22 protein-coding genes and 2 riboswitches are annotated in these 23,385 nt (G+C 42.1%); of the genes, 12 read left to right on the plus strand and 10 right to left on the minus strand.

The window, feature by feature from the left end; all coding sequences use genetic code 11:
* Window positions 1–8: 8 nt before the first annotated feature.
* Entirely contained in the window at window positions 9–626 is a 618-nt protein-coding gene (locus BOD01S_RS14005) for a hypothetical protein (RefSeq protein WP_036153258.1), read from the minus strand.
* Between the two features lie 290 nt (window positions 627–916).
* Between BOD01S_RS14005 and BOD01S_RS14010 the strand changes: the two genes are divergently transcribed.
* The 4 genes from BOD01S_RS14010 (at window position 917) to BOD01S_RS14025 (ending at window position 3,863) form a co-directional block, all read left to right on the plus strand.
* Complete coding sequence (locus tag BOD01S_RS14010) at window positions 917–1,285, plus strand: YidH family protein (RefSeq protein WP_036153261.1); 369 nt, start codon at window positions 917–919, stop codon at window positions 1,283–1,285.
* A gap of 454 nt (window positions 1,286–1,739) precedes the next feature.
* Window positions 1,740–2,864, plus strand: coding sequence for a YhgE/Pip domain-containing protein (locus BOD01S_RS14015; protein WP_322786769.1), 1,125 nt, complete (start codon window positions 1,740–1,742; stop codon window positions 2,862–2,864).
* A 43-nt stretch (window positions 2,865–2,907) separates the two neighbouring features.
* Window positions 2,908–3,447, plus strand: coding sequence for a PadR family transcriptional regulator (locus BOD01S_RS14020; RefSeq protein WP_036153267.1), 540 nt, complete (start codon window positions 2,908–2,910; stop codon window positions 3,445–3,447).
* 47 nt (window positions 3,448–3,494) lie between these two features.
* Window positions 3,495–3,863, plus strand: a complete 369-nt coding sequence (locus BOD01S_RS14025; protein WP_036153270.1) for a potassium channel family protein — start codon at window positions 3,495–3,497, stop codon at window positions 3,861–3,863.
* A 185-nt stretch (window positions 3,864–4,048) separates the two neighbouring features.
* Here BOD01S_RS14025 and BOD01S_RS14030 read toward each other — a convergent pair whose 3' ends face one another.
* From BOD01S_RS14030 to BOD01S_RS14045, 4 genes are read right to left on the minus strand one after another with little or no spacing between them, the layout of a single operon-like run.
* Window positions 4,049–5,437, minus strand: coding sequence for a sensor histidine kinase (locus tag BOD01S_RS14030; protein ID WP_322786770.1), 1,389 nt, complete (start codon window positions 5,435–5,437; stop codon window positions 4,049–4,051).
* Complete coding sequence (locus BOD01S_RS14035) at window positions 5,434–6,111, minus strand: response regulator transcription factor (RefSeq protein WP_036153272.1); 678 nt, start codon at window positions 6,109–6,111, stop codon at window positions 5,434–5,436. The genes BOD01S_RS14030 and BOD01S_RS14035 overlap by 4 nt, the downstream gene beginning before the upstream one ends.
* Before the next feature lie 54 nt (window positions 6,112–6,165).
* Window positions 6,166–6,849 (minus strand): ABC transporter ATP-binding protein, encoded by a 684-nt coding sequence (locus tag BOD01S_RS14040; protein WP_036153274.1) that lies wholly within the window; start codon window positions 6,847–6,849, stop codon window positions 6,166–6,168.
* A gap of 1 nt (window position 6,850) precedes the next feature.
* Window positions 6,851–7,879 carry an ABC transporter permease gene (locus BOD01S_RS14045; protein ID WP_036153277.1) on the minus strand — a complete coding sequence of 343 codons (1,029 nt, stop codon included), beginning with the start codon at window positions 7,877–7,879 and terminating at the stop codon, window positions 6,851–6,853.
* A 143-nt stretch (window positions 7,880–8,022) separates the two neighbouring features.
* Between BOD01S_RS14045 and BOD01S_RS14050 the strand changes: the two genes are divergently transcribed.
* Window positions 8,023–10,209 carry a DNA topoisomerase III gene (locus tag BOD01S_RS14050; protein ID WP_036153519.1) on the plus strand — a complete coding sequence of 729 codons (2,187 nt, stop codon included), beginning with the start codon at window positions 8,023–8,025 and terminating at the stop codon, window positions 10,207–10,209.
* A gap of 166 nt (window positions 10,210–10,375) precedes the next feature.
* Here BOD01S_RS14050 and BOD01S_RS14055 read toward each other — a convergent pair whose 3' ends face one another.
* The 3 genes from BOD01S_RS14055 to BOD01S_RS14065 form a co-directional block, all read right to left on the minus strand.
* Window positions 10,376–10,891: a GNAT family N-acetyltransferase gene (locus BOD01S_RS14055; RefSeq protein WP_036153279.1), complete on the minus strand. Its 516-nt coding sequence runs from the start codon at window positions 10,889–10,891 to the stop codon at window positions 10,376–10,378.
* A 172-nt stretch (window positions 10,892–11,063) separates the two neighbouring features.
* Window positions 11,064–12,281, minus strand: coding sequence for an RNA-splicing ligase RtcB (locus tag BOD01S_RS14060; RefSeq protein ID WP_036153282.1), 1,218 nt, complete (start codon window positions 12,279–12,281; stop codon window positions 11,064–11,066).
* A 143-nt stretch (window positions 12,282–12,424) separates the two neighbouring features.
* The gene (locus BOD01S_RS14065) at window positions 12,425–13,789 is read right to left on the minus strand and encodes an FAD-binding oxidoreductase (RefSeq protein ID WP_036153285.1); all 1,365 of its coding nucleotides are present in this window, start codon (window positions 13,787–13,789) and stop codon (window positions 12,425–12,427) included.
* 300 nt (window positions 13,790–14,089) lie between these two features.
* Between BOD01S_RS14065 and BOD01S_RS14070 the strand changes: the two genes are divergently transcribed.
* From BOD01S_RS14070 to ribH, 4 genes are all read left to right on the plus strand, one after another.
* Window positions 14,090–15,433 (plus strand): MATE family efflux transporter, encoded by a 1,344-nt coding sequence (locus BOD01S_RS14070; RefSeq protein WP_036153289.1) that lies wholly within the window; start codon window positions 14,090–14,092, stop codon window positions 15,431–15,433.
* A gap of 162 nt (window positions 15,434–15,595) precedes the next feature.
* Window positions 15,596–15,724: riboswitch (FMN riboswitch) on the plus strand.
* A gap of 109 nt (window positions 15,725–15,833) precedes the next feature.
* A riboswitch (FMN riboswitch) is annotated at window positions 15,834–15,962 on the plus strand.
* Window positions 15,963–16,149: 187 nt separating this feature from the next.
* Window positions 16,150–16,788 carry a riboflavin synthase gene (ribE, locus tag BOD01S_RS14075; RefSeq protein ID WP_036153291.1) on the plus strand — a complete coding sequence of 213 codons (639 nt, stop codon included), beginning with the start codon at window positions 16,150–16,152 and terminating at the stop codon, window positions 16,786–16,788.
* 11 nt (window positions 16,789–16,799) lie between these two features.
* The gene (locus tag BOD01S_RS14080; protein WP_036153294.1) at window positions 16,800–17,990 is read left to right on the plus strand and encodes a bifunctional 3,4-dihydroxy-2-butanone-4-phosphate synthase/GTP cyclohydrolase II; all 1,191 of its coding nucleotides are present in this window, start codon (window positions 16,800–16,802) and stop codon (window positions 17,988–17,990) included.
* Window positions 17,991–18,002: 12 nt separating this feature from the next.
* The gene (ribH, locus tag BOD01S_RS14085; protein WP_036153297.1) at window positions 18,003–18,482 is read left to right on the plus strand and encodes a 6,7-dimethyl-8-ribityllumazine synthase; all 480 of its coding nucleotides are present in this window, start codon (window positions 18,003–18,005) and stop codon (window positions 18,480–18,482) included.
* A 68-nt stretch (window positions 18,483–18,550) separates the two neighbouring features.
* Here ribH and BOD01S_RS14090 read toward each other — a convergent pair whose 3' ends face one another.
* Together BOD01S_RS14090 and BOD01S_RS14095 are read right to left on the minus strand one after the other, a co-directional pair.
* Window positions 18,551–19,105, minus strand: a complete 555-nt coding sequence (locus BOD01S_RS14090; RefSeq protein WP_036153301.1) for an NADPH-dependent FMN reductase — start codon at window positions 19,103–19,105, stop codon at window positions 18,551–18,553.
* Between the two features lie 229 nt (window positions 19,106–19,334).
* Entirely contained in the window at window positions 19,335–20,138 is an 804-nt protein-coding gene (locus BOD01S_RS14095) for an oxidoreductase (RefSeq protein ID WP_036153303.1), read from the minus strand.
* Window positions 20,139–20,246: 108 nt separating this feature from the next.
* On the opposite strand from BOD01S_RS14095, the gene BOD01S_RS14100 reads away from it, so the two are divergent.
* The 3 genes from BOD01S_RS14100 (at window position 20,247) to BOD01S_RS14110 (ending at window position 23,317) form a co-directional block, all read left to right on the plus strand.
* Window positions 20,247–21,281 (plus strand): PseG/SpsG family protein, encoded by a 1,035-nt coding sequence (locus BOD01S_RS14100; RefSeq protein ID WP_233153145.1) that lies wholly within the window; start codon window positions 20,247–20,249, stop codon window positions 21,279–21,281.
* Window positions 21,282–21,465: 184 nt separating this feature from the next.
* Window positions 21,466–21,651: an SE1832 family protein gene (locus tag BOD01S_RS14105; RefSeq protein ID WP_081977909.1), complete on the plus strand. Its 186-nt coding sequence runs from the start codon at window positions 21,466–21,468 to the stop codon at window positions 21,649–21,651.
* A gap of 97 nt (window positions 21,652–21,748) precedes the next feature.
* The gene (locus BOD01S_RS14110; RefSeq protein WP_036153307.1) at window positions 21,749–23,317 is read left to right on the plus strand and encodes an ABC-F family ATP-binding cassette domain-containing protein; all 1,569 of its coding nucleotides are present in this window, start codon (window positions 21,749–21,751) and stop codon (window positions 23,315–23,317) included.
* Window positions 23,318–23,385 lie beyond the last annotated feature (68 nt).

Genomic DNA, 23,385 nt, shown 5'->3' on the forward strand with positions numbered 1-23,385 from the left:
GGAATATATTAAGCTATTTTAGAAAAAGACGGTTCATCGAGTGAACGATAGTCATTCTTGACCATCGCAATGTGTTGTAAATAATTCGTACTCGCCAGCTGGAACAAATGATGCGCTGTCCAGCTTTCAATCTGCCTTCCAGTCAGTAACGTACCTTGTAAGATATTGTGCCCCATAAAACTGCCGGTGAAACGCTCAGGTATTTTTACCTTTTCATTCTCTGCAAAATCAGCAGACTTCCTGCCGGCCTCCAGCACTTTGTCCTTCATTTCGCCTGCCTGACCCTTCCACATTTCCGGACGTTCATTATCTGCTCGCGGTACTTCCTGCGACGATGAATACAAAGTGTTTATAGCATTTTCTTCTACTTGCTCGAAATGCTCATTCTCTCTTACTGAATGAGGCACAAGTAAATCATCTGTTTCTCTTTTTTCTTTACCGGATATATGCATATCCCTCTCTGTCTTCCCAGAAAGCAGATTTTCCAAAGCCTCCAGCAGTGGATTTTTCGGTGCTTGGTATTGTGCATTCTTACGATATACCTGTCCCATTTCACGCCTTTGTAATGCTCGCTTACGATTTTCAAGGTCTATATTCGTACCACTCAACAATTGCGGCAGCTTCATTTATCTACACCCCCACAGTCTTCCATTTCATTTATCATATTTATCGGCACACTAATTAAAATTATATGTCTATTAATTACAAATAATTCCTAATAACTATATAACAAAAGAACAGAATTACCTTTTCCCTTTTTTCTCACCAAATAACTATAGATCTAAAGCCCTTTTATAATCCATGTTTTAACGGCTTCCATTCTTTACTTTCCCTTTCCAAAAATGCTTATAATAAAAGAGCAGAAACGTTTCAACAAATTATGAGGGGTTTTTTAATGGAAAGGAGCTAAATATCATTGACCGAAGAACAAGCAAAGCAACAATTGAAATATGCGCAGCAGCATCTGGCAAACGAACGAACCTATCTCGCTTGGATCCGGACAGCTATTTCGATCGTCGGTGTAGGCTTTCTGGCAACCAGCCTTCATTTCACAATCGGCAATATACGCGACCCGCTGATTGACACATTATCCGTTCTTGTAGGAATCTTTGCCTGTATGTTTGGGTTCATCATTATTATCACTACAACTCGAAATTATAAAAAGAAGCGCCGTTATATTATAGAAGAAAAATTCTATCCTTCCGACCAGCATATTTCCCTTATTTCCACTATGCTTGGCATTATGATTCTGCTTATCCTTTTTTATTTCTTTCTGCTTTTTTAATTCCGTTTTATAACTCATCAATTTAATCTATCTCAACCTCCAGCTTTCTATTTTTCAATATCAAGCAGTGCCGTTAGGGATATGTTACTCCTTTCGGCCTTCACTGTAGCCAGAGTATTTACTGCAGGTGTAACAGGAACTTCATTCTTTATCTCAAGTTTCTGCTGCATTAAATAGGCATGTCCATATTTATAAGTCTGATAACCATTTAGTCTTGGATACTTCTTATTTTTTCACATCTTTGACACATAGTGTTGAAAAAATAGCCCTTTCTCCTTTCTTTTCATTGCAAATAGAAAATTATTTTTGTAGAATAGCAAACATAGTTTAAACAAACTACTCAAATTAAACTATTTTAATTTCACCGAATATATAGCTGAAATAGGCTGAAAGGATCTAACAAATGAAGTTTACACAGTTTCTAAAAAGCAAAGGGGCCAGTGCCTCTATTTTTATGGGTATTTTTTATGCAGTATGTATGCTGGGAATTTTCCTGCCGGGTTACACAGCGATTCCCGGAAATATCGATCGGCTTCCGATTGCTATTGTCAATGATGATAAGGGAGAGTACGGTGGCCAAATTGCAGAGAGCTTAGCTGAACAGCTGCCATTTAAAGAGATAGAAAAAGATATTTCCAATAAAAAGGCACTCGAGCAATTAGAGGAAAATGATTTGGCATTGGTCGTTCATATTCCGGAAACATTTTCGGCTGATTTAGAGAGCGAAAACGTATCTTCGAGTATCGATTTCACAATGAATGAAGCAGCAGCCACTGTCGTTTCCTCCTCTATGACACAAGTCGTTTCTCAAATTAACAGCCAGTTAAGCGCACAGTTTTCACAGCAAACAGCACAGGGAATATTAATGAATTTTAATGTACCAGAAGAACAGGCTAAAGCAATGGCTGAGACAATTGAAAATACTTATATACCGAATGTTGTCACAATCAATGATATTCCGGACGGTATGCATAATAATATGCTTCCGATGTTTTTAACTATGGCGTTATATGTAGGGGCTATGATTGCCGCCATGCAGTTAGTTGGTGCTTTCAAGGCTAACCGAGGCAAAGCGAGTAAAACACGTTTGTTCATTTACATGCAATTGACAGCCGTATTAATCGGCATTGTTGCCGGCTTAGCTTCAACAGGCGTAGCATTTGGCATTAATGATTTGGACGGGGAGCTCTTCCTGCCGATTTGGGGACAACAAATCTTAAACTACTGGGTTAGCTTCAACTTCACAGCAATTTTTGTTCTCCTTATTGGTGAGGCGGGGATGATTGTCAATATCCCGATTTTATTATCACAGACAATCGCCAATGGTGCGACATTGTCACGCGATATGATGTACGCTCCTTACGAGTGGATCAGTCATATTACACCTATGTATTATTCTGTTCAGGCATACTTTACAAATATTTATGGAAGCGCAAGCGTGAGCCCTTACATTTTCGGTCTGGTCGCTGTCGGTCTTGTGACGATGCTGATCAATATCCTGATCGTACGGTTTTTCCATAAACCGCTGCCTGTGACAAAACCTGCTCCAACAATGAATTCTACTGAAGTCCAAGCTTAATTTTGCTACAATGGGAGTATTACTTGCCAAAGGAGCGTAAAATATGGCAATTCAAATTTTTATTTTGAGCAAGCTGATGGAAGAAAACACGTATCCCTATAAACTAAAGAAACAAATTTCAGCACTGCAACCCCTAGATACAGTAAATGGTTTAACAGAAAGTAAACTTTACTACCATTTTGAATCATTGGCAAAACAGGGGTTTATTGAAGCTAAAGAAATCATTAAGGAAGAGAATCGTCCAGATAAGCAGGTGTTTGCCATCACAGATAAAGGACGGGAGATCTTGCCTAAGAAAATATATAAGCTCTTTGAAAATGCTGAAACAATTGATGATATGGTGATTGGCCTGGCCAATATGAAGTATATAGACCGTGATAAAGCCATCTCATTGATCGAAAAAAAATTGGATGCGCTAAAGAAAAAAAGAGAATATCTATCAAAACTCGAAGACCAGTTTCCGATTGAACCAGATAAGAAAGTGCTCGCAGACTTTCTGGATGATTACTCAAAGTATCGGGTAGATGGCTCGCTGCAGTTTTTCGAAAGGCTGATTGAGCATATCCAAAAAGGGGAAATTTAAACTCAAATTGTCCTCCCTAAACTATCGATGAATGAAAGGACCTATAGATGATTTCATTTTTCTTAACAGCAAAAAGGTTGTTGAAGGCTTTGATAAAGGCCATTAAGCAGCCTATATTCAAATCATTAATTATGACGCTGTTTCTCATTATTTTATCCGGAACGTTATTTTATTCGAAAATTGAAGGTTGGGCATATATAGATGCTATCTATTTTGCTGTAGTGAGCCTGATTCCAAGCAGTGTCGAAATCGGTCTTTCCCCTGTTACAACTTTAGGGAAAATTTTTACGATGATGTATTTGGTAGTGGGTGTCGGGGTTATGATTGGATTAATTGGTATCATCGGTAAGGCAGTACTAGATGTTGACTTTAAAAGCTCCGCTGAAAAAGATACAAAACCACCTACAAGTAAGTAGGTAGCCCGGTCCTTCCTCAGCGCAGAAAGGAACGTACAGAACAATACGTTGCATCATAATTAGTGCGAGAAAATAAGTAAACAGCTAGAAAGTTTTGATAAAGACAGAAGAAGACTCCGGCAACATACCGGAGTCTTCTTTTTTACTTCCTTATCTGCAGAAGAATAGCGATCCCGTAAACGAAACTACGAGGAATAGCCTGGTAAGGTGATTGTAATTTTTGTCCCCTGCTCTTCGGCACTTTCTACGTGGATATGACCATCATGCATATGAATAATAGTCTCTACAATTGATAAGCCTAGGCCCGTCCCTTCAATCGTTCTTGTGCGTGCCGAATCTACCCGGTAAAAGCGGTCAAAAATCCGTGATTGTGCCTGCTTGGACATGCCGATACCTGTGTCTTGAAAAGAAATCATTACTTGGCCATTTTGTTCGATTACTGTAATATCGATCGTACCATTTGTTTTATTATATTTAATGGCGTTGGATAATAAGTTGTCCCATACAGTATTTAATAATGATGAGTCCCCCTTTAATTCAACCTTTGGCAGCGCATAGCTCAGCATGATTTCCTTTTCCCGGAGCTGCCATTGATAATTTTGTACAAGTAAGCGAATTTGCTCACTTACATTGAACACTTTTTTTTGCAGAATCTCTTCATTTCGATCCAGTGAGGAAAGGAGCAGCAGTTGCTTCGTCAATGTAGACAACCGCTTGATTTCCCCATTTATCACGCCGACATACTCCTCTTTTTCTTCTTTGCTTACGTTATCTTTTTCAAGCAATGCTGTATATCCCTGAATATTGGCTAGCGGCGACTGGATATCATGAGAAATATTTGAGATAAACTCTTTCCTAGTTTCCTCTACCCTTTCCAGCTTTTGCGCCATCGTTAAAAAGCTTTCGGATAATTTTCCAAGCTCATCATTCCGGGTATGGTCCAGCCGAATAGTATACTGCCCATTAGCTAAAGCTGTTGTGGCTGTCGTGAGCTTTGTAATAGGCTTTATTAAATAGCGGGTACTTAACAGAACAAAGAGGATGCTCAAAAAAATGGTCAAAGCTAACAGCGTTGCAAACAAAAGGTGCATTTCATTAAAGAGCAGCTTTATATTCGGACGTAAAAAAATCGCATAGTTCCCGCCTTTATAAGAGAGAGGAACTCCTATTGTGTTTGTCAGCTCATTTGCAAAAAACCCCGTTACGAATGTTTTGTGCGGAAATTGGAGAATACCATGATATTCCTTCCCATTTAGTACAGACTGGACAACCTGTTCCTCTAAATGTTGATCGCGAAAAGGAGCGCCAAAAAACCGATCCTCTCCTGTTTCTTTGACAAGATAAATTTGATAACCGATTGTAGATGTATTTTGTAAGTAGCTTTCTAAATCAACCGTCGGATTTTCGGTTGGAAAGCTCGCAATCGACCGAGCAAAAGCCGTCATTTTCATATCGTTATAAGGCTTCAGTTCTTTTTGATAGTATACATTCGATAATAAAAATGCCAGCAGCCCGCTAAACAGCATAATGCTGATCGTAACAACAACAAACTTTGTGTAAAGGGATTTCATCATGCATTCGCCTCTAATGCATAGCCGACACCACGGACCGTTTTAATATGGAAGTCATTCGTCAGTGGAGCAAACCGCTCGCGCAGCCTTTTAATATGCACATCAACGGTACGGTCATCCCCCTCATAATCCATGCCCCAGATTTGTTCAATAAGCTGGTCTCTTGTGAATACTTGGGAGGGATGCGACATTAACCAAAACAGCAATTCAAATTCCTTGAGCGGTAATAGGAAGGTACGCTCAGCAGTTTGTACCTCATAGCTATTTTTGTTTATTACAGTCCCGCCTATTTTTACAACAGGCTCTCCCGAACTCTTCTCATATCTTCGCAGCAATGCCTGAATACGAAAATACAATTCTTTCGGCTCGAACGGCTTTACTACATAATCATCCGTCCCTGCCTCATATCCTTGCTCTTTGTCTTCAATTTGATTTTTTGCTGTTAATAAAATGACCGGTATCTCATAACGGCGGCGGATTTCCTTTGTAAGGGCGAAACCGTCCATATACGGCATCATCACATCCACCACGGCTATATCGCATCGCTCCTGCTCCAGCACACGTAAAGCATCCATTCCATCACTTGCCTCAAGCACCTGATAGCCCTGCTCCGTTAAATAAATCCGTACAAATTTCCTTACGTTCTGGTCATCATCTACTATTAAAATCGTTGTCATGCGATTTCCCTCCATAGAAAAATAGCCCAGCTGAAGCAGAGCTACGTTTCTTCATTATTCATCCTGCAAAATTACTCCATCGCTCATTTTTACAACGCGATCAGCAAAAGCGAGCATCTCCTCATCATGTGTCACCATTAATGTCGTCACACCTAACGTTTTTGTTAAATGCCGGATCAGGGCCATTACGTCCTGCGAGCGTTTTGAATCCAAGCTTGCCGTCGGTTCATCCGCAAACAATACTTTTGGTTTATGAATTAATGCGCGTGCAATCGCAATACGCTGCTTCTCCCCTCCCGATAAAGATGGAGGATAGGCTTCTTTACGATGGGTCATCCCGACAAGCTCAAGCATCTGGTCCACTTCTTCCTGCTGCTCTTTATTCGACATCTTGCTTTCCGCTACTTCCAGCATAAGCTTAAGCTGTTCCTCCACATTCAGAAAAGGGACAAGATGTGCAAATTGAAAGATAAAGCCAAACTCCTTCGCCCGTACTTGGCGAATCTGCTCATGGCTCATATTTTTCAAATTGTATCCATTGAATATAACGTTACCATCGGTCGCTTGCTGTAAACCTGCTGCAATGGTAAGCAGCGTACTTTTGCCTGAACCGGAAGTTCCTACAAGGGCGGTTACCTGCCCCTGTTCTAATGTCAAACTGGCTCCCTTCAATACTCGCTCTACTACTTCACCGACTTTAAATGTTTTTTCTACATTTTCAATTACAAAGACGGCCATATTACATTTCCCCCTGTTGAATAGCCTGCAATGGCTGGATTTTTCGAATTTGCAGCCCGGATAGCGTTGCACCTATAAAGCCGATACTTAAGAAAACAAGTGATAGTTTCCATGAAGTATCAAACGGCAGGTGAAACGGCATGCCCTCCGGTGCAATGAATTGGAAGCCTTGACTTAACATAATTGCTAACACAAGTGCTATCGTTGTTACAGCCAGCATTTGAGTCCACATAATTTTAAAGAGGGCTGATGTTTTCAATCCAATCGCCTTTAAGATTCCATACAAGCCGAACTTTTGTACATTCATCATATAAAAGAAGATTCCAATGAGCATACCGCTAATGACGAATAAAAAGGCGATAATCATATTCAATGACAGCTGCTCGGCACTGTAACTTGGAATTGTATTTAAAAAGTCGGCTGTTGAAAATGCTTGTAAACCGGAGATTTCTTCTCTTTCTCCTTGTACAAACATAAGCTGCATCGTATCTGTACGGTACATTTCTTTATAATTGTCCGGATGAATAAAAGCTACGGGTGCGTGGCTGAATTTTGCCTGCTCCACAAAGCCCTTAACAGTAAATTCCCCATCCAATTGACTGTTTGTCAGTACATCTCCAACTTTCAAACCGTCCTCCTGCAAAGATTCATCCAGCACAATTTCACCGGGTTCTATGTTTGGAAACAGATCTGACGCCGTAGATGCTACAAACGCAACACTATGCTGTTTCTCTTCCCCATCATTTACAAATCCCATTTGAATCGATAAAGCAGCAGCCTCTTCAAAGTCTTCCAGTATATCTTTTTGGAGATTTTCATTTATTTGCGACAGCGTATATGTTTCTTCTGCCGTTTCTGTCATATAAAATGTTCCATCTGGCAGATTTTTTATGAGGGCTGCATTGTCTTGAGACAAGCCGTTTGCTAACCCAGATATCATAAATGTTAAAAAGCTTATTAAAAAAATAACTGCTCCAACAATGAGAAACTTGCTTTTGTTTCTCTTTATTTCTTTCCAAGCCAAATGCATGTTTTTCTCCTCCGTCTTGATGTTATAGCTATACGATACAACGTGAATATGAACGGGGTATGAATGGCTGTTTACAACTTAAAATGATTAAAGGAGGTCAATATGCTATATTTACAGTAAGGATGCAAGAAAGGATGTTTGGAATGGCAAAAAGCTTAGTATTAGCAGAAAAGCCTTCAGTAGCAAGGGATATTGCGAATGTGCTGAAGTGTAATAAAAAAGGAAATGGTTTTTTAGAAGGAGATAAATACATCGTGACGTGGGCACTCGGACATCTCGTGACACTCGCCGACCCCGAAACGTATGATAATAAATATAAAACATGGAACTTAGAGGACCTTCCGATGCTGCCGGAGCGCCTAAAGCTTACGGTCATCAAGCAGTCAGGCAAGCAGTTCAACGCCGTTAAGTCCCAGCTGAACCGAAGCGACGTAAATGAAATTATTATCGCAACGGATGCAGGCCGTGAAGGCGAGCTTGTGGCACGGTGGGTTATCGCCAAAGCCAAAGTGAATAAACCGATCAAGCGTCTATGGATTTCCTCGGTAACAGACAAGGCAATCAAAGAAGGCTTCAACAATTTAAAACCTGGCAAGGCATATGAAAACCTGTACCATGCAGCAGTGGCCCGCTCGGAGGCAGACTGGTATATCGGACTGAATGCCACACGTGCCTTAACGACACGCTTCAATGCCCAATTAAATTGTGGACGTGTTCAAACGCCGACTGTAGCAATGATTGCAGCACGGGAAGATGAAATTAAAAACTTTAAGCCGCAAACATATTATGGTATTGAGGCACAGACGGATACAGTAAAGCTGACTTGGCAGGACGCAAACGGCAACAGCCGGAGCTTCCATAAGGAGAAAATTGATGCAATCGTTAAGTCTCTTGGGCGTCAGGATGCGAAAGTCGTAGCAATTGATCGCAAGGCAAAAAAATCATTCGCACCGGCATTATATGACCTGACAGAATTACAGCGCGATGCAAACAAATTCTTCGGCTATTCAGCTAAAGAGACATTAAACATTATGCAAAAGTTGTACGAGCAGCATAAAGTATTGACATATCCTCGTACAGATTCACGCTATCTTTCAAGCGATATCGTAGCGACAATTCCAGAACGCTTAAAGGCATGCGGTGTAGGTGAATACCGCCAGCTGACTAATAAAGTTTTGAACAAGCCGATCAAGGCATCGAAAGCATTTGTAGATGATAGCAAGGTCAGTGACCACCATGCCATCATTCCGACAGAAGGGTATGTAAATTTTTCCGCTTTCAATGATAAGGAGCGCAAAATTTATGACCTTGTCGTAAAACGCTTCCTTGCTGTACTATTTCCTGCGCACGAATATGAACAGCTGACAGTACAAGCAGCAATCGGTAATGAGAAATTTATTGCTAAAGGAAAGACAGTGTTAAACGCCGGCTGGAAAGAAGTCTATGAAAACCGCTTTGATGATGAAGAATCAACAGACGACGTAAAAGAGCAACTGCTGCCGCGCATCGAAAAAGGCGACGTTTTAAAAACAAAGCTGATCGCCCAAACATCCGGCCAGACAAAGCCACCGGCACGTTTTACAGAAGCTACATTATTATCTGCAATGGAAAACCCAACGAAGTATTTGGAAACAGGAGATAAAAAGCTGGCCGATACGTTAAAATCAACGGGCGGTTTAGGTACAGTGGCTACACGCGCTGATATTATCGATAAACTCTTCAATTCCTTCCTAATCGAAAAACGCGGCGGAAAGGATATTTATATTACATCAAAAGGCCGCCAGCTTTTAGACTTAGTGCCGGAAGAACTGCGCTCTCCTGCTACCACTGCCGAATGGGAACAGAAGCTTGAATTGATTGCAAAGGGCAAATTGAAAAAAGATGTATTCATCAATGAAATGAAGGAACATACAAAAGAAATTGTAGCTGAAATCAAATCAAGCGACAAAAAATATAAACATGATAACATCTCTACGAAATCCTGCCCGGATTGCGGCAAACCGATGCTTGAAGTGAACGGCAAAAAAGGGAAAATGCTTGTTTGTCAGGACCGCGAATGCGGCCACCGCAAAAATGTGTCACGTGTAACAAATGCGCGCTGTCCGCAGTGTAAGAAAAAGCTGGAACTTCGTGGTGAAGGTGACGGCCAGATTTTCGTATGTAAATGCGGTTACCGCGAGAAACTATCCGCCTTTGAAGCACGCCGGAAGAAAGAAGGCGGCGGTAAAGTGGATAAACGGAGTGTGCAGAAGTATCTGAAGCAACAGGAAAAAGAAGAACCGGTGAACAATGCACTCGCTGAAGCGCTGAAAGGCTTAAAATTCGACTAACATATAAAAGAGGCTATGTGAAAAGCCAAAACGACTTTTCACATAGCCTTTTTCCATTATAAATAACTGCTTTAAAATAGTACCCCTGTAGTGTTCGCATCACCATGTCACCAGCTTCTCCGCAAAACAGGTATCCGAAAATTCCTTCTCGGACACCTCTTTCCTATTATTCATTCCATTCTTCAGCAAGCACGGCATAGTAGTATTCATCCCACCAGCTATCCCCGGCTGGAATACATTGTTTGAAATAGCCTTCCCGTCTCATTCCAATCTTTTCCATTACCCGCCAGGACGGGATATTTTCCGGCTGGCATGTAGCTATAATCCGATGCAGCTTCATTTCTGTGAAGCCGTAATCAAGCACAGCACGGGCTGCTTCTGTAGCATATCCCTTATTAAAATAGCCGGGATTAAACACCCACCCGATTTCATATGTATGATCACCGAAATATTTGAAAAATGTAATATGGCCGATGATCGTTTCTTCCCCCTTGATTCTTACCGGAAAATGTTTCGCTTCTTCCCCTGCATGATCTTGAACAAATTTTATTGCAGCCTCTTCACTGAAGATTCCTTCTGGTATATATTTCATTACATCAGCTCTTGATGTATAAGTATGGACGTCACGCCAATCTCTTTCTTTAAATGTTTCAATAATAAGTCTTTCTGTTTCAATATACATATTTACCCCCTGTTTTCATGTGATTTTTCCCTCTTATATAATGTTATTACACAACATGATTTCTTTAGCATTATTGTGAAAATGAAGCTGCTACTGCTAAAAGTGCAGGGGCTGATTTCGTATTATAGAAATTAGTCCCCCTCATAATTCCTTATGTTTCTTCCTGCTCCGCTTACCTTTTTCTATGCCCTGTCCATTTATCGCTTGCCTTAAAATTATAAACGGGAACAATACGCTTCTGGACTTCTACTGTCTCATCAATCTGGTCCATAATCTCCTGCATTGGCTTGTATGCCATTGGTGCTTCATCCAGCGTTTCCTCAGAAACGGATGTCGTCCAAATTCCTTCCATCGTCTGTTTAAAATCTTCCATCGATAGATTTTTCATGGCAGCTGAACGTGAAAAAATCCGTCCCGCACCATGAGGAGCTGACTCATTCCATGCGGCGCTGCCTTTTCCAATGCAAATAAGTGAACCGTCACGCATATTCATTGGAATAACAAGCTGTTCTCCTGCTGCTGCCCGAACAGCCCCTTTCCGCAAAATCATCGAGTCAGTGTCAATATAATTGTGTACGGAATCAAACTGCTGTCCGTATTCCCACTTCATCTTCTCGGCAATGATACGTGCAATCGCCCGGCGGTTTTCATGGGCAAACTGCTGTGCCAGTTTCATATCTGCAATATAATCAGAAAACAGGTCTCCCTCCAGATATGCCAGCTCTTTCGGAACAAGTGGATTTTCATCTTTGTATTCCGCAATCATTCGCTGGATGTCCCGGTGTCTTCCAGCCGCCTTTAGTGCGTCGATCTTCTCTGTCAAATCTATACGGCGCAGCGATTCAAACGCACGAGTTTGATGCCAGTTCGCGATTTTTGCACCGACATACCGCGATCCTGTATGGATAAGCAAATAATGTTTGCCTCCTTCATCTTTGGCTAGCTCTATAAAGTGGTTCCCTCCACCAAGCGTGCCAAGAGAACGGTTTGTATAATCATTATGCAGACCGCTTGCTACAAATAAATCATTGGCAAAATGCTCTGTTTGCCGGATACTGCCTGCTTCTTCATGTATATCATTTCCAGACGGTACAAACTGCCGGATCGTCTTATCAAGCTGATCAAAGTCAATCGTTCTCTCGCCGATTTCGGCAACGAATACACCACACCCTACATCCACTCCGACTAAATTTGGTACAACACGGTTATTCAATGCAATGGTTGTTCCGATTACACAGCCTTTTCCTGCATGATAATCAGGCATGATACGGACTTTTGCGCCTTCCATAAACGGCTGGTTAACAAGCTCTTCAATTTGGGCAATCGCCGCTTCCTGTGGATTATTTGTATAAATAAGGGCATCCGTATATTGCCCTTTCACCTGGATCATCGAATTCCTCCTTGTCTAAAAAATAGAGGTCGGCAAAATAGCTTCTTCCTCCTGCTGTTCCTCATTTCTTATACGTACGACCTTCCAAAATGTTTCTTTTATGACAAAAAAAATTATATTTCCCGGGTAATATTTCTTTTTCTTCATCCTTCTACATCCAAGATGACTCCCGGTGAGAAAAGGTTCTCAGGGTCCAGCAGCTTTTTTATTCCTTTCATGATGAAAAGTGTCGACTCATGCTCTTTTTGCAGGAAACGCTTTTTCCCAACTCCTACCCCATGTTCGCCTGTGCATGTTCCCCCATGCTTCAGTGCGAATTCTACAATTTGATCGTTGATGGCATGCATAACTGCTACTTCGTCCTCATTACTTTGATCGATGGCCATGGCGACATGGAAGTTCCCATCCCCTACATGTCCTAAAATAGAAGCATGCATATTATATTTATCTACAATTTGCCGCGCATATAAAATGGCTTGACTCAGCTTTGATAAAGGAACACAGACATCAGTAAACATCAGTTGTTTCCCCGGGTTTGCCGCGGCAATAGAAAGTGCTGCATCATGACGGGCCTGCCAAAGCTTTGCGCGAGCCAGTGAATCCGTTTCCATCTGTAAATCACATGTCCAATCCCCGGCCATCTCCTTGAGGATAGCCAATTGCAGACCAACTTCCTCTTTACTGCCACTCACCTCAATTAATAAGGAAGGCGCCACTTTTAAATCAAGCCCGGATTGCTTATTAACACTGGCGATTGTCTCCGCATCAAGCAGCTCTATTTTGGTTACTTTCATGCCGCCTGCCAGAATTTGATACGCTGCATCACTGGCATCCGTAATCTCATTGAACGTCAGCTTTGCAACAGCACTGTATTCTTCGATCCCATATAGTTTTAAAGTGATTTCACTAAACAGACCTAATGTCCCCTCGGAACCTACGAACAACTCTTTTACCGCATAGCCGGCAGAAGTTTTAGCAGCATCTGCTCCAGGGGTGATGACCTCTCCTGAAGCAAGAACGACCCGTAACTTGCGGACTTGCTGGCGCATTGTTCCGTACTTTACCGCATTCGTACCACTAGCATTCGTTGCTGTCATACCACCAAGCGTTGCGTTCGCACCTGGATCTACCGGAAAAAACAATCCATACTGTTTTAGCGCCTGATTCAGCTGTTCCCTTGTCACTCCCGGCTGAACAGTTACAGTGAAATCTTCTGGTCGAATGGCAAGTATTTCGTTCATTTCGGAGAAATCCACTACAATGCCCCCGTAATAAGGAATAGTCTGGGCTTCCAGGCTCGTCCCTACGCCGTACGGGATAATTGGCTTTTTATACTTCTTCGCAACGGCTACAATGCCGATCAGCTCCTGCTCTGTTTTTGGAAAGACCACTACATCAGGCATACTCGCCTTGTGGTAAGTAAATGTCTTACTATGATGCTCCATAATTGTTTCGTTAGTAGAAACAGTCCCTACTACTTCTTTCAATTCTTCAATCAACAAATTCATCTTCCCCTTTCTCTTGATACTATAATACTCTTAAAAGTATTAATATTCCGCATATTTAACCCCTTTTTTATTTGTGAGTAAATTGTTACGGGTAGAATGAAAAACATAAGGAATCAGGAAATATTCATAGGTTTATACAAAGAAACCGGATGGTTCATCTCCTGAATATCGGGTATAAACGTTGATACAATGCCATTTTAAAATTCACTTCTTTTTTCGGAATCTTCTACAACACTTTTGAGAAATAGTATGTTACTATACATCATGTTTTGAAATACGTAACTGAAACAGGGGTGGCAGATGACAAACAAAAAAGAGCTGAGCTTATTTAAATTAACTTGGCCTATTTTTCTAGAGTTGTTCTTATTCATGCTTATGGGGTTGGTCGATACGTTTATGCTGAGTTCAGTTTCGGATGAGGCAGTAGCCGGTGTCGGAGCAGCCAATCAATATGTCCAGATTGCTATTTTAATTTTGGGCGTTATCGGAACAGGAGCTTCTATTGTCATTTCACAATATATTGGATCACATCGTCTATTAGACGTAACAAAACTTTCTGCTTTATCTATTACACTTAACTTTATTATAGGCATTTTAGTAAGTCTCGTATTTATCATATTTTCAGGTAACATCTTAGCAGCTATGAACTTAGAAGGTGATGTTCTAACTGCTGCTACAACCTATTTAACTTTCGTAGGCGGCTCTATTTTCTTCCAGTCTATCATTACTTCCGCCTCCGCGATTATTCGGGTGCAAGGTTTGACAAAGCAAACGATGTATTTAGCAGCGGGGATGAACTTCCTGAATGCTTTGTTCAACTATCTGTTCATCTTCGGCAAATTTGGTTTTCCAGAGATGGGAGTCGCGGGTGCGGGGCTTTCTTCTATTATTAGCCGGGGTATTGCTGCCGTCGTCTTTTTCTGGCTGCTGTATCGCTCGTTGGAGATTAAAATCGAATATCGCTACTTTTATACTTTTTCCAAAAACTATGTAAAGGAAATCTTAAAGATCGGGATTCCCTCTGCTGTTGAGCAGATTTTATATCAAGCATGCCAGCTTGTATTCCTTTACTACGTGACGTATCTTGGGGCTGCTTCTCTTGCAGCCCGGCAGTATGCAGTAAACATTTCCATGTTTACTTACTTGTTCGCTCTTGCCATTGGGACAGGAACAGCTATTCTAATCGGGCGCAGTGTCGGCGCAGGAGAAAAGGACATTGCTTATAATCGGGCTTGGTCCAGTGTCAAAACAGCCATGGTTTTAACTATTCCTACAGTGGTGGTCATCACAATTTTCCGGGAGCCTTTTATGCGGCTCTTTACAACAAATGAAGAAGTCGTTTCCATCGGGGCCTCCGTTCTTTTGCTCGGTATCGTACTAGAAACGGGGCGTGCCATTAACTTAACATTTATCAATGCTTTACGTGCGGCTGGGGATGCCCGTTACCCTGTAAGAGTCGGATTCCTTACAATGGTGTGTGTCAGTTTATCACTTGGATACTTGTTCGTCTTTGTCATGGATATGGGGCTGGTAGGAATATGGCTTGCCGTTGCAGCTGATGAATGGCTCCGTGCTATCTTTGTCCTTCTTCGTTGGCGCAGCCGTAAATGGGAGCGATATTCTATTATTTCCTCCGATAAATAATTCTTCTTTAGCCGTACTACCTTCGGGAAGTATGGCTTCTTTTTATATAATCTACCTAGAAGGTCCCCCCTTTTTACTCAATTCACTCCTTCCTTTTCACTATTCCAAGTAAAATTTATAGATTTCTTTAAATATAGTGTTATAATATAGGGCAACGATAAATAAGTCCTTCGGGGTCGGGTGCAATTCCCAATCGGCGGTGATAGAGCGATCTTAAGCCCGCGAGCGTAACAGCAGGATTTGGTGTGAATCCAAAGCCGACAGTAACAGTCTGGATGGAAGAAGGATGCGGATTTTTTCTGAAAAACCACTTTTTCAGGCTTATTTCGTATACCCATTTTCATCATACCAGTACCCCAAGTAATTCGTTACTTGGGCTTTTTTATTGCCAATTTTAATAGAAGTCCTTCGGGGTCGGGTGTAATTCCCAATCGGCGGTGATAGAGAAATCTTAAGCCCGCGAGCGTAACAGCAGGATTTGGTGCAAGTCCAAAGCCGACAGTAATAGTCTGGATGGAAGAAGGAGCTGAAAAAGTCTTCACAGCAAGGCTTATTTAGTGACGCCTTTTACTCATGAGCCCCTTATTAATAAGGGGCTCATTTTTGTTTTGGAAATGTAGCGCTGGTTAAAAAATGTCCATGACTCTCTTCTAACCAAAGATACAAATCCCGCACAGCAAAACATACAAATTGCAGCAGAGAAAGGAGGAGGAAAAATGTTTACAGGTATTATTGAAGACATAGGAAAGGTGCACTCAATTGTCCAAGGACCAAATACGATGGAACTTACTATTTCATCAAGCAAAATCCTATCGGATATCCATCTTGGGGATAGCATCGCAGTAAATGGTGTTTGTTTAACTGTTACTTCCTTTTCGGATAAGTATTTTACTGTAGATGTCATGCCTGAAACCGTAAAATCCACTAGTCTACAATCTCTTACGGCCGGCAGCCATGTAAATTTGGAAAGGGCCATGTCTGCAAATGGTCGTTTCGGGGGACATTTCGTCTCCGGTCATGTAGATGGTACAGGAATCATCATAAAAAAGCGCCCTGTAGCAAATGCCGTATATATCGATATTGCCATCAGTGAAGCACTGAGCGAGTATTGCCTGTTAAAAGGATCGATAACGATAGATGGTACGAGCTTGACGATTTTTGACTTACAGCCTCAGCAGTTGACTGTTTCGCTCATTCCTCACACTTACCGGGAAACAGTGCTTGGGATGAAAAAGGAACGAGAACCGGTAAATATTGAAACCGATCTACTAGGCAAGTATATTATCAATCAATTTAAGGGACGCCAGAAGTCGTCCTCGCTTACTATGGATTTTTTACATCAGCATGGATTTTAGGAGGTGCCCCAATGTTTCACACAATTGATGAGGCAATAGAAGATTTAAAGGCGGGAAGACCAATTATTGTGGTAGATGATGAAGACCGGGAAAATGAAGGAGATTTTCTCGTATTAGCCGAGCATGCAACACCAGAGAATATTAACTTTATGGCCGTACACGGAAGAGGGCTTATTTGTACACCTATCTCCCCTGCACTTGCTGAACGTCTCAACTTGCATCCGATGGTCAGCTATAATACCGATAACCATCAAACTGCTTTTACGGTAAGCATTGACTACATGACAACAGAGACAGGAATCAGTGCCTATGAACGCTCTGAAACGATTTTGCGTATGCTAGATTCTCAAGTAACTGCTGTAGATTTCCGTCGCCCCGGCCATGTATTTCCTTTAGTAGCAAAGGAACAAGGCGTTCTTGTGCGAAACGGCCATACAGAGGCGGCAGTCGACCTGGCTACTCTTTGCGGCTCACAGCCAGCCGGTGTGATCTGTGAAATTATGAAGGAAAATGGAGAGATGGCAAGAGTTCCTGAACTTTTAGAAATCTCTAAGCAGTATGCTTTAAAAATTATCACGATAGCAGATCTGATCCGCTACCGCTATGAACGGGAACAGCTGGTAGCTCGTGAGGCAAGTGTTCAAATGCCAACTGAATTCGGTGCTTTTCAGATGATCGGTTATTCCAATCAAGTTGATGACAAGGAGCATATAGCTCTTTATGCAGGTAATATTTTTGAAGAAGAAGCTCCTCTTGTACGAATCCATTCTGCGTGTCTGACAGGCGATATCTTTCACTCAAAGCGCTGTGAATGCGGTCCGCAGCTTCATAAGGCCCTGCATCTCATTCAGCAGGAAGGGACAGGGATTGTGCTTTATATGGCACAGGAAGGACGCGGTATTGGGCTTCTCAATAAGTTAAAAGCCTATGAGCTGCAGGAACAGGGATACGATACAGTGGAGGCAAATGAAAAGCTTGGTTTTGCACCAGAAATGCGGGACTACGGGCTTTGCGCACAAATGCTGCGGGATTTAGGGATCACAAAGGTACGTCTGATGACGAATAATCCCGCTAAAATCCATGGTCTTGAGCAATACGGAATTCAAGTAGTAGAACGTGTGCCGGTAGAGATTGAAGCAGTACCGGAAAATAAACATTATTTAGAAGTAAAAAAACAAAAAATGGATCATATTTTTATATAGGAGATGAGCAAAATGGGACAAACATTTGAAGCACAGTTAATCGGTACAGGACTTAAGGTTGGCATTGTAGTCGGCCGGTTCAATGAGTTTATTACAGCAAAGCTGCTCAGCGGGGCTATGGATGGATTAAAGCGCCATGGTATGGCAGAAGAGGATATTGACGTGGCATGGGTACCAGGAGCTTTCGAAGTGCCATTCATCGCCAAAAAGATGGCAGAATCAGGACAATACGATGCCATTATTGGCCTGGGTACGGTTATACGCGGGTCTACAACTCATTATGACTATGTATGCAACGAGGCCGCTAAAGGGATTGCAAGCGTCGGTCTATCAACAGGCGTGCCGGTCATCTTCGGCATTATCACAACAGAAACGATTGAGCAGGCAATTGAGCGCGCAGGTACAAAAGCAGGCAATAAAGGCTATGAGTCAGCGGTTTCAGCCATCGAAATGGCAAATTTAAGCCGCCTGCTTCCAGGTGCCTCCTCTTAAGAGGTGACCTGCTGGACGCACCTATAATGAAACCCCGCCGGACTGTTCCTGCGGGGTTCATTTCATTCTTATTGAGCGTTTACCGGCTCTTGCTTTAAAGCCTTACTCATCTCACAGTATTGGGCAAATACACGTGCCAATTCTTTCAGGCGCATGTGAATTTCTTCGTCCACGATATTGTTTTCTGCATCGAAGTGATCCGCATGTGTATATACATAGTTTGGTAGCACTAAACAGCGGAAATAATCCAAAATCGGCTTCAATTGATTTTCCAACACAAGATGGTGCTGGTATGTGCCGCCGTTCCCAACAATTGCAGCCGGCTTATAGCGCAGCGCTTTAGGAGGAATCATATCAAATGCATTTTTCAGCACCCCTGGAATGGATGCCTGGAAAATAGGCGATGCGAAGATATAGCCATCCGCCTCTTCAAATTTTTGAATCATCATTTTCATATCGTCATTCAGCGGGCTGCCATCTAAAATTTGATGTTTCAAATCGCTGAAGTAAAGAATTTCTAACTCTAAATCGGTATTTAAGTCTGCAATATATCGTTGAACTTGTTGTAGTACTGCACCTGTCTTACGACCAAATACTGTGCCGTCAACTAGTAATATCTTCATTATACTCCTGCCTCCATTATAAAATACACGAGTTGATATACTCATATAACATTGTAACAGAAGAAGAGGCATAACGAATAGACGGATAGCGCAAATTCAGTCTTAAGGCGTAACCACAAGACAGTAGCCGTACGTTTTTCACTGCTGTTCTTTGCCGACTTATTACACCTTCTCGTTCCGCCTCTGCCTCCAAAATTTCTTTAGCGGGAATTTCCCTGAAAGGATAAAGTTACTCCTCCTCTCTTTTTATTTCCTTTAACTTTGTACGGTCAAATACTACTTCCTTATCCACGGGAGTATGGTCATCTTCTTTTAACTTTGTCCAATCAAACATCTTCTCCCGGTCCATCTCTGCATCCCTTTCTATTACCGGTATCTTCATTGCTGCCAGTTGTGAGGACTCATAAATAGCCACCTTTTTCTGTTTTTCATTCAGAGCGATAACTTTCATCGCCAGCGCTACTTGGCTTGCTTCAATCGATCTTATTCCTTTTAATGGACCGATGAGAAGCGGATTTAACACCTTTAAGACTAGTTCTCCCGTTTTCTCTCCGAAGCGAAATTCCTTACGTTCTCCTACAAGCAATGACGGCCGGATAATTGACAGCTGCGGGAAATCCATTTCGATAAGCTCCTTCTCCAGCTTCCCTTTCACCCGGCTATAATAAGCGAGCGCCTTTTCATTGGCACCCATCGCAGAAATAACGATAAAATGCCGAACGCCTATCTTTTTTGCCAGTGAAGCGATATGCAGTGGATATTCTAAATCTACCTTTTCAAAATTCTCACGTGTACCGGCCTTTTTTATCGTTGTGCCAAGACAGCAATATATTTCATGCGCAAAATCTAAATCGGTTTCTGCCAATTCATCAAAATTAACAATCCTCTCAACTAGCTTTTTATGATGATAACCTAGTTCCCTTCTTGTAAGTGCTGTAACGGAAACATATTCCTCACTTTCACATAGCAATCGGACAAGATGTGATCCGACAAGCCCTGTGGCCCCTACTACAATGGCTGAACGCATATCCATATGCACGCCCACCTTTTCTTTTCTATAGTTTTGTTTCATTTTCACACATAACTACCATTTTTTCACCATATTTTAAAAGGAACAGGCGAGAGAAAGGATGCGATGAATTTGCCAAATCAAAAAAGGAAAATTGCTTTTATTGTGGAACATTGCCCTATTAAAGGTCTTTATCCACTTGAACGAGCAATGCTGTTAAGTAAACTATTAAATGAAGAATCTGTTTTTATGTTTGTGAAAACTAACGATATGAATGCGTTAAAACGCTTTGAGGAAACAGGCGTAACACCTGTTTTGTTTGAAAAATATGAGGAGCTTGTCAAGTCGATCCGCAATCTTGATCTGGACTTAATTATTCAGGACGGAAAAGATACTATAGCCGAACAAGTAGAGATGCTGCGCCCATTCTGTAAAACGATTGTTCACTTTGATGATTTTGGCAGTGGCAATGTACTGGCGGACTGTAATGTAGTCGCTTTATTTGAGGACTTAGGTTCATCAGGTGAAATGCTGCCGGCCAATACGCTGGCTGGCAGCTATGCATTTGCAGTAAACAGCCATCTGCCGGAGATCGCAGCGATCCGAGATGACCAAATGACCAATCATCCGCCTCATATTGTGATAGCTTTCGAGGATGGGGACGAGCACAATCTCACATATCGTACATTGCGGCACCTGACACAGCTACATGTTCCTTTAAGAATTTCTGTCGCGATCGATGAAGAATACAAACATCCTATCGGGGATTTACAAATGATGCTGCTAAGCCGCCGCAATGCCAAAATTGTAAAAAGCACAGAGGCACTGTATGAGCTGCTGCATGACGCCGATATTGTCGTATGTAACAACAATTATACACCTTATAAAGTAGCATCAATCGGTATTCCATGTATTACCCTGGCTCAGCATGAGCGGGAAATTGCTCACGCATTTGCCCGTGAACTCAATGGTTTTATTCATTTAGGACTCGGCCGTAAAATTAAGCAGTCTTCCATTCAAAACGCGGTCATGGAACTGCTGCTGCACGAACACCGCCGGGAGCGTGCTATCCGTAAACAGCGGTCCCTTGAAATCTTAGGAAATAATGAAATTTTACAGGCATTGCTTTTAGACTTAGCATATGGCAGACATTTAGCACAGCTGTAAGCTCAGCAAAAGCCAATTGATTGTCCTTTACCCTATCCCACAGGATGCTGGCTTCTTTTCTCCATTTTTTCACTGCGGTAAAAAACCATTCTCATTCTCAAATCCGGCTTGTATGTGCTACAATAGAGAGCAGAAATTCTCAAAAAGAAGCGGGAATATTTTTTGTAAAGGAGTGTATATTTCCATGCTGACAAAAGCACAGGTACAAGAGCAGATTGCAGAATTAAAAATGGACTACATCAACTTGCAGGGTGACATGGAGAAGCTTGAATCGTTAGGTCATGAGGGATCGGTCAAGCAAGCGGTGGAACGCCTGGAAAAGATGGAAGCACGACTTGCAGAATTAAACAAGCAGTTAGCCGAGTTTTAAATTGCTTTGAACACATATTCTACTCTGCTCGCGGTCGCGTACCGCGAGTTTTTTGATGAACATAATAGACGAAGAATTATTGGAGGAACGATAATATATGGCAATTTTAACGGTTGAAAATTTAGGGCATTCCTTTGGCGACCGCACACTATTTAAAGACGTGTCATTCCGTTTAGTTGAAGGTGATCATATTGGCTTGGTCGGTGCAAACGGTGTAGGAAAATCTACATTAATGAGTATTATTACAGGACAGGCAATCCATGATACAGGGAAAGTCGAGTGGCTTCCCGGCACTCACTACGGCTATCTTGACCAGCATACTGTGCTTACAGCAGGCCGTTCAATGCGAGATGCCTTACAGGATGCCTTTCTTCCGCTTTATAAAAAGGAAGAAGAACTAAACGAGATTACGATGAAAATGGGAGAGGCAACACCGGAAGAACTGGAAAAGCTGCTGGAGGATATGGCTGAAATCCAGGACGCTTTGGATGCGGGGGACTTCTACTCATTAGATATGAAAATTGAAGAGGTAGCACGCGGACTCGGCCTTGATGCGATTGGGCTAGACCGTGATGTAGCAGCTCTATCAGGTGGTCAGCGGACAAAAGTGCTATTAGCAAAGCTGCTGCTGGAAAAACCGAAAGTTCTGCTGTTGGACGAGCCAACTAACTATTTGGACGAAGAGCATGTTACATGGCTGAAAAACTACCTAAAAAACTATCCTCATGCCTTTTTATTAATTTCGCATGATACGGAGTTTATGAATAATGTAGTAGATGTCATTTTTCACTTGGAGTTTTCTAAAATGACACGCTATACAGCTACTTACGAGAAATTCCTAGAGCTTGCTGAAATCAATAAGCGCCAGCACATTGAGGCATATGAAAAGCAGCAGGAATTCATTAAAAAGCAGGAAGATTTCATTGCCAAGAACAAAGCTAGATATTCAACAACAGGCCGTGCAAAATCACGTGCGAAGCAGCTCGACCGTCTCGAACGGATCGATCGTCCCGAAACAGCGGTGAAGCCTGAGTTTGGCTTCAAGGAATCACGTGCATCGAGCCGCTATGTAGTGGAAGCAGAGGAACTGCTCATTGGGTATGACAAAGATAAGCCATTATTACCTCCATTGACATTCCAAATCGAACGTGGACAGAAAATCGCGTTAGTCGGAATGAATGGTGTCGGTAAATCGACCCTGCTGAAAACGATGCTGGGCAAAATCAACCCGCTCGGCGGGAAAGTCATCCGTGGTGACTACCTTTTCCCTTCTTACTTCGAACAGGAAGTAAAAGCTGAAAAAATCACACCAATTGACGATGTATGGAATGCATTCCCGTCTATGGAACAAGCGCAGGTACGTGCTGCATTAGCCCGCGCTGGCTTGAAGACAGAACATATACAGCGTCCGCTTAATTCCCTGTCAGGTGGTGAGCAGGCGAAGGTCCGTCTGTGTAAACTGATGATGAATGAAGCAAACTGGCTGATTTTTGACGAGCCGACAAATCACTTAGATGTGGATGCTAAGGCAGAATTAAAGCGTGCGATGCAGGAATTCAAAGGCACCATCGTCCTTGTATCCCACGAGCCTGATTTTTACGAGGGACTGGCCACAAAAGTTTGGAACGTTCAAGATTGGTTTACAACAGGAAAAATAGATTTCTAAGAATAAGAAGGCCATGCCGGCAGCGTCGGCATGGCTTTTCTCTAACTATCTATTCTCTCCCTCGCTAA

The organism is Lysinibacillus odysseyi 34hs-1 = NBRC 100172, from assembly GCF_001591965.1.
Taxonomy (GTDB): domain Bacteria; phylum Bacillota; class Bacilli; order Bacillales_A; family Planococcaceae; genus Lysinibacillus_B; species Lysinibacillus_B odysseyi.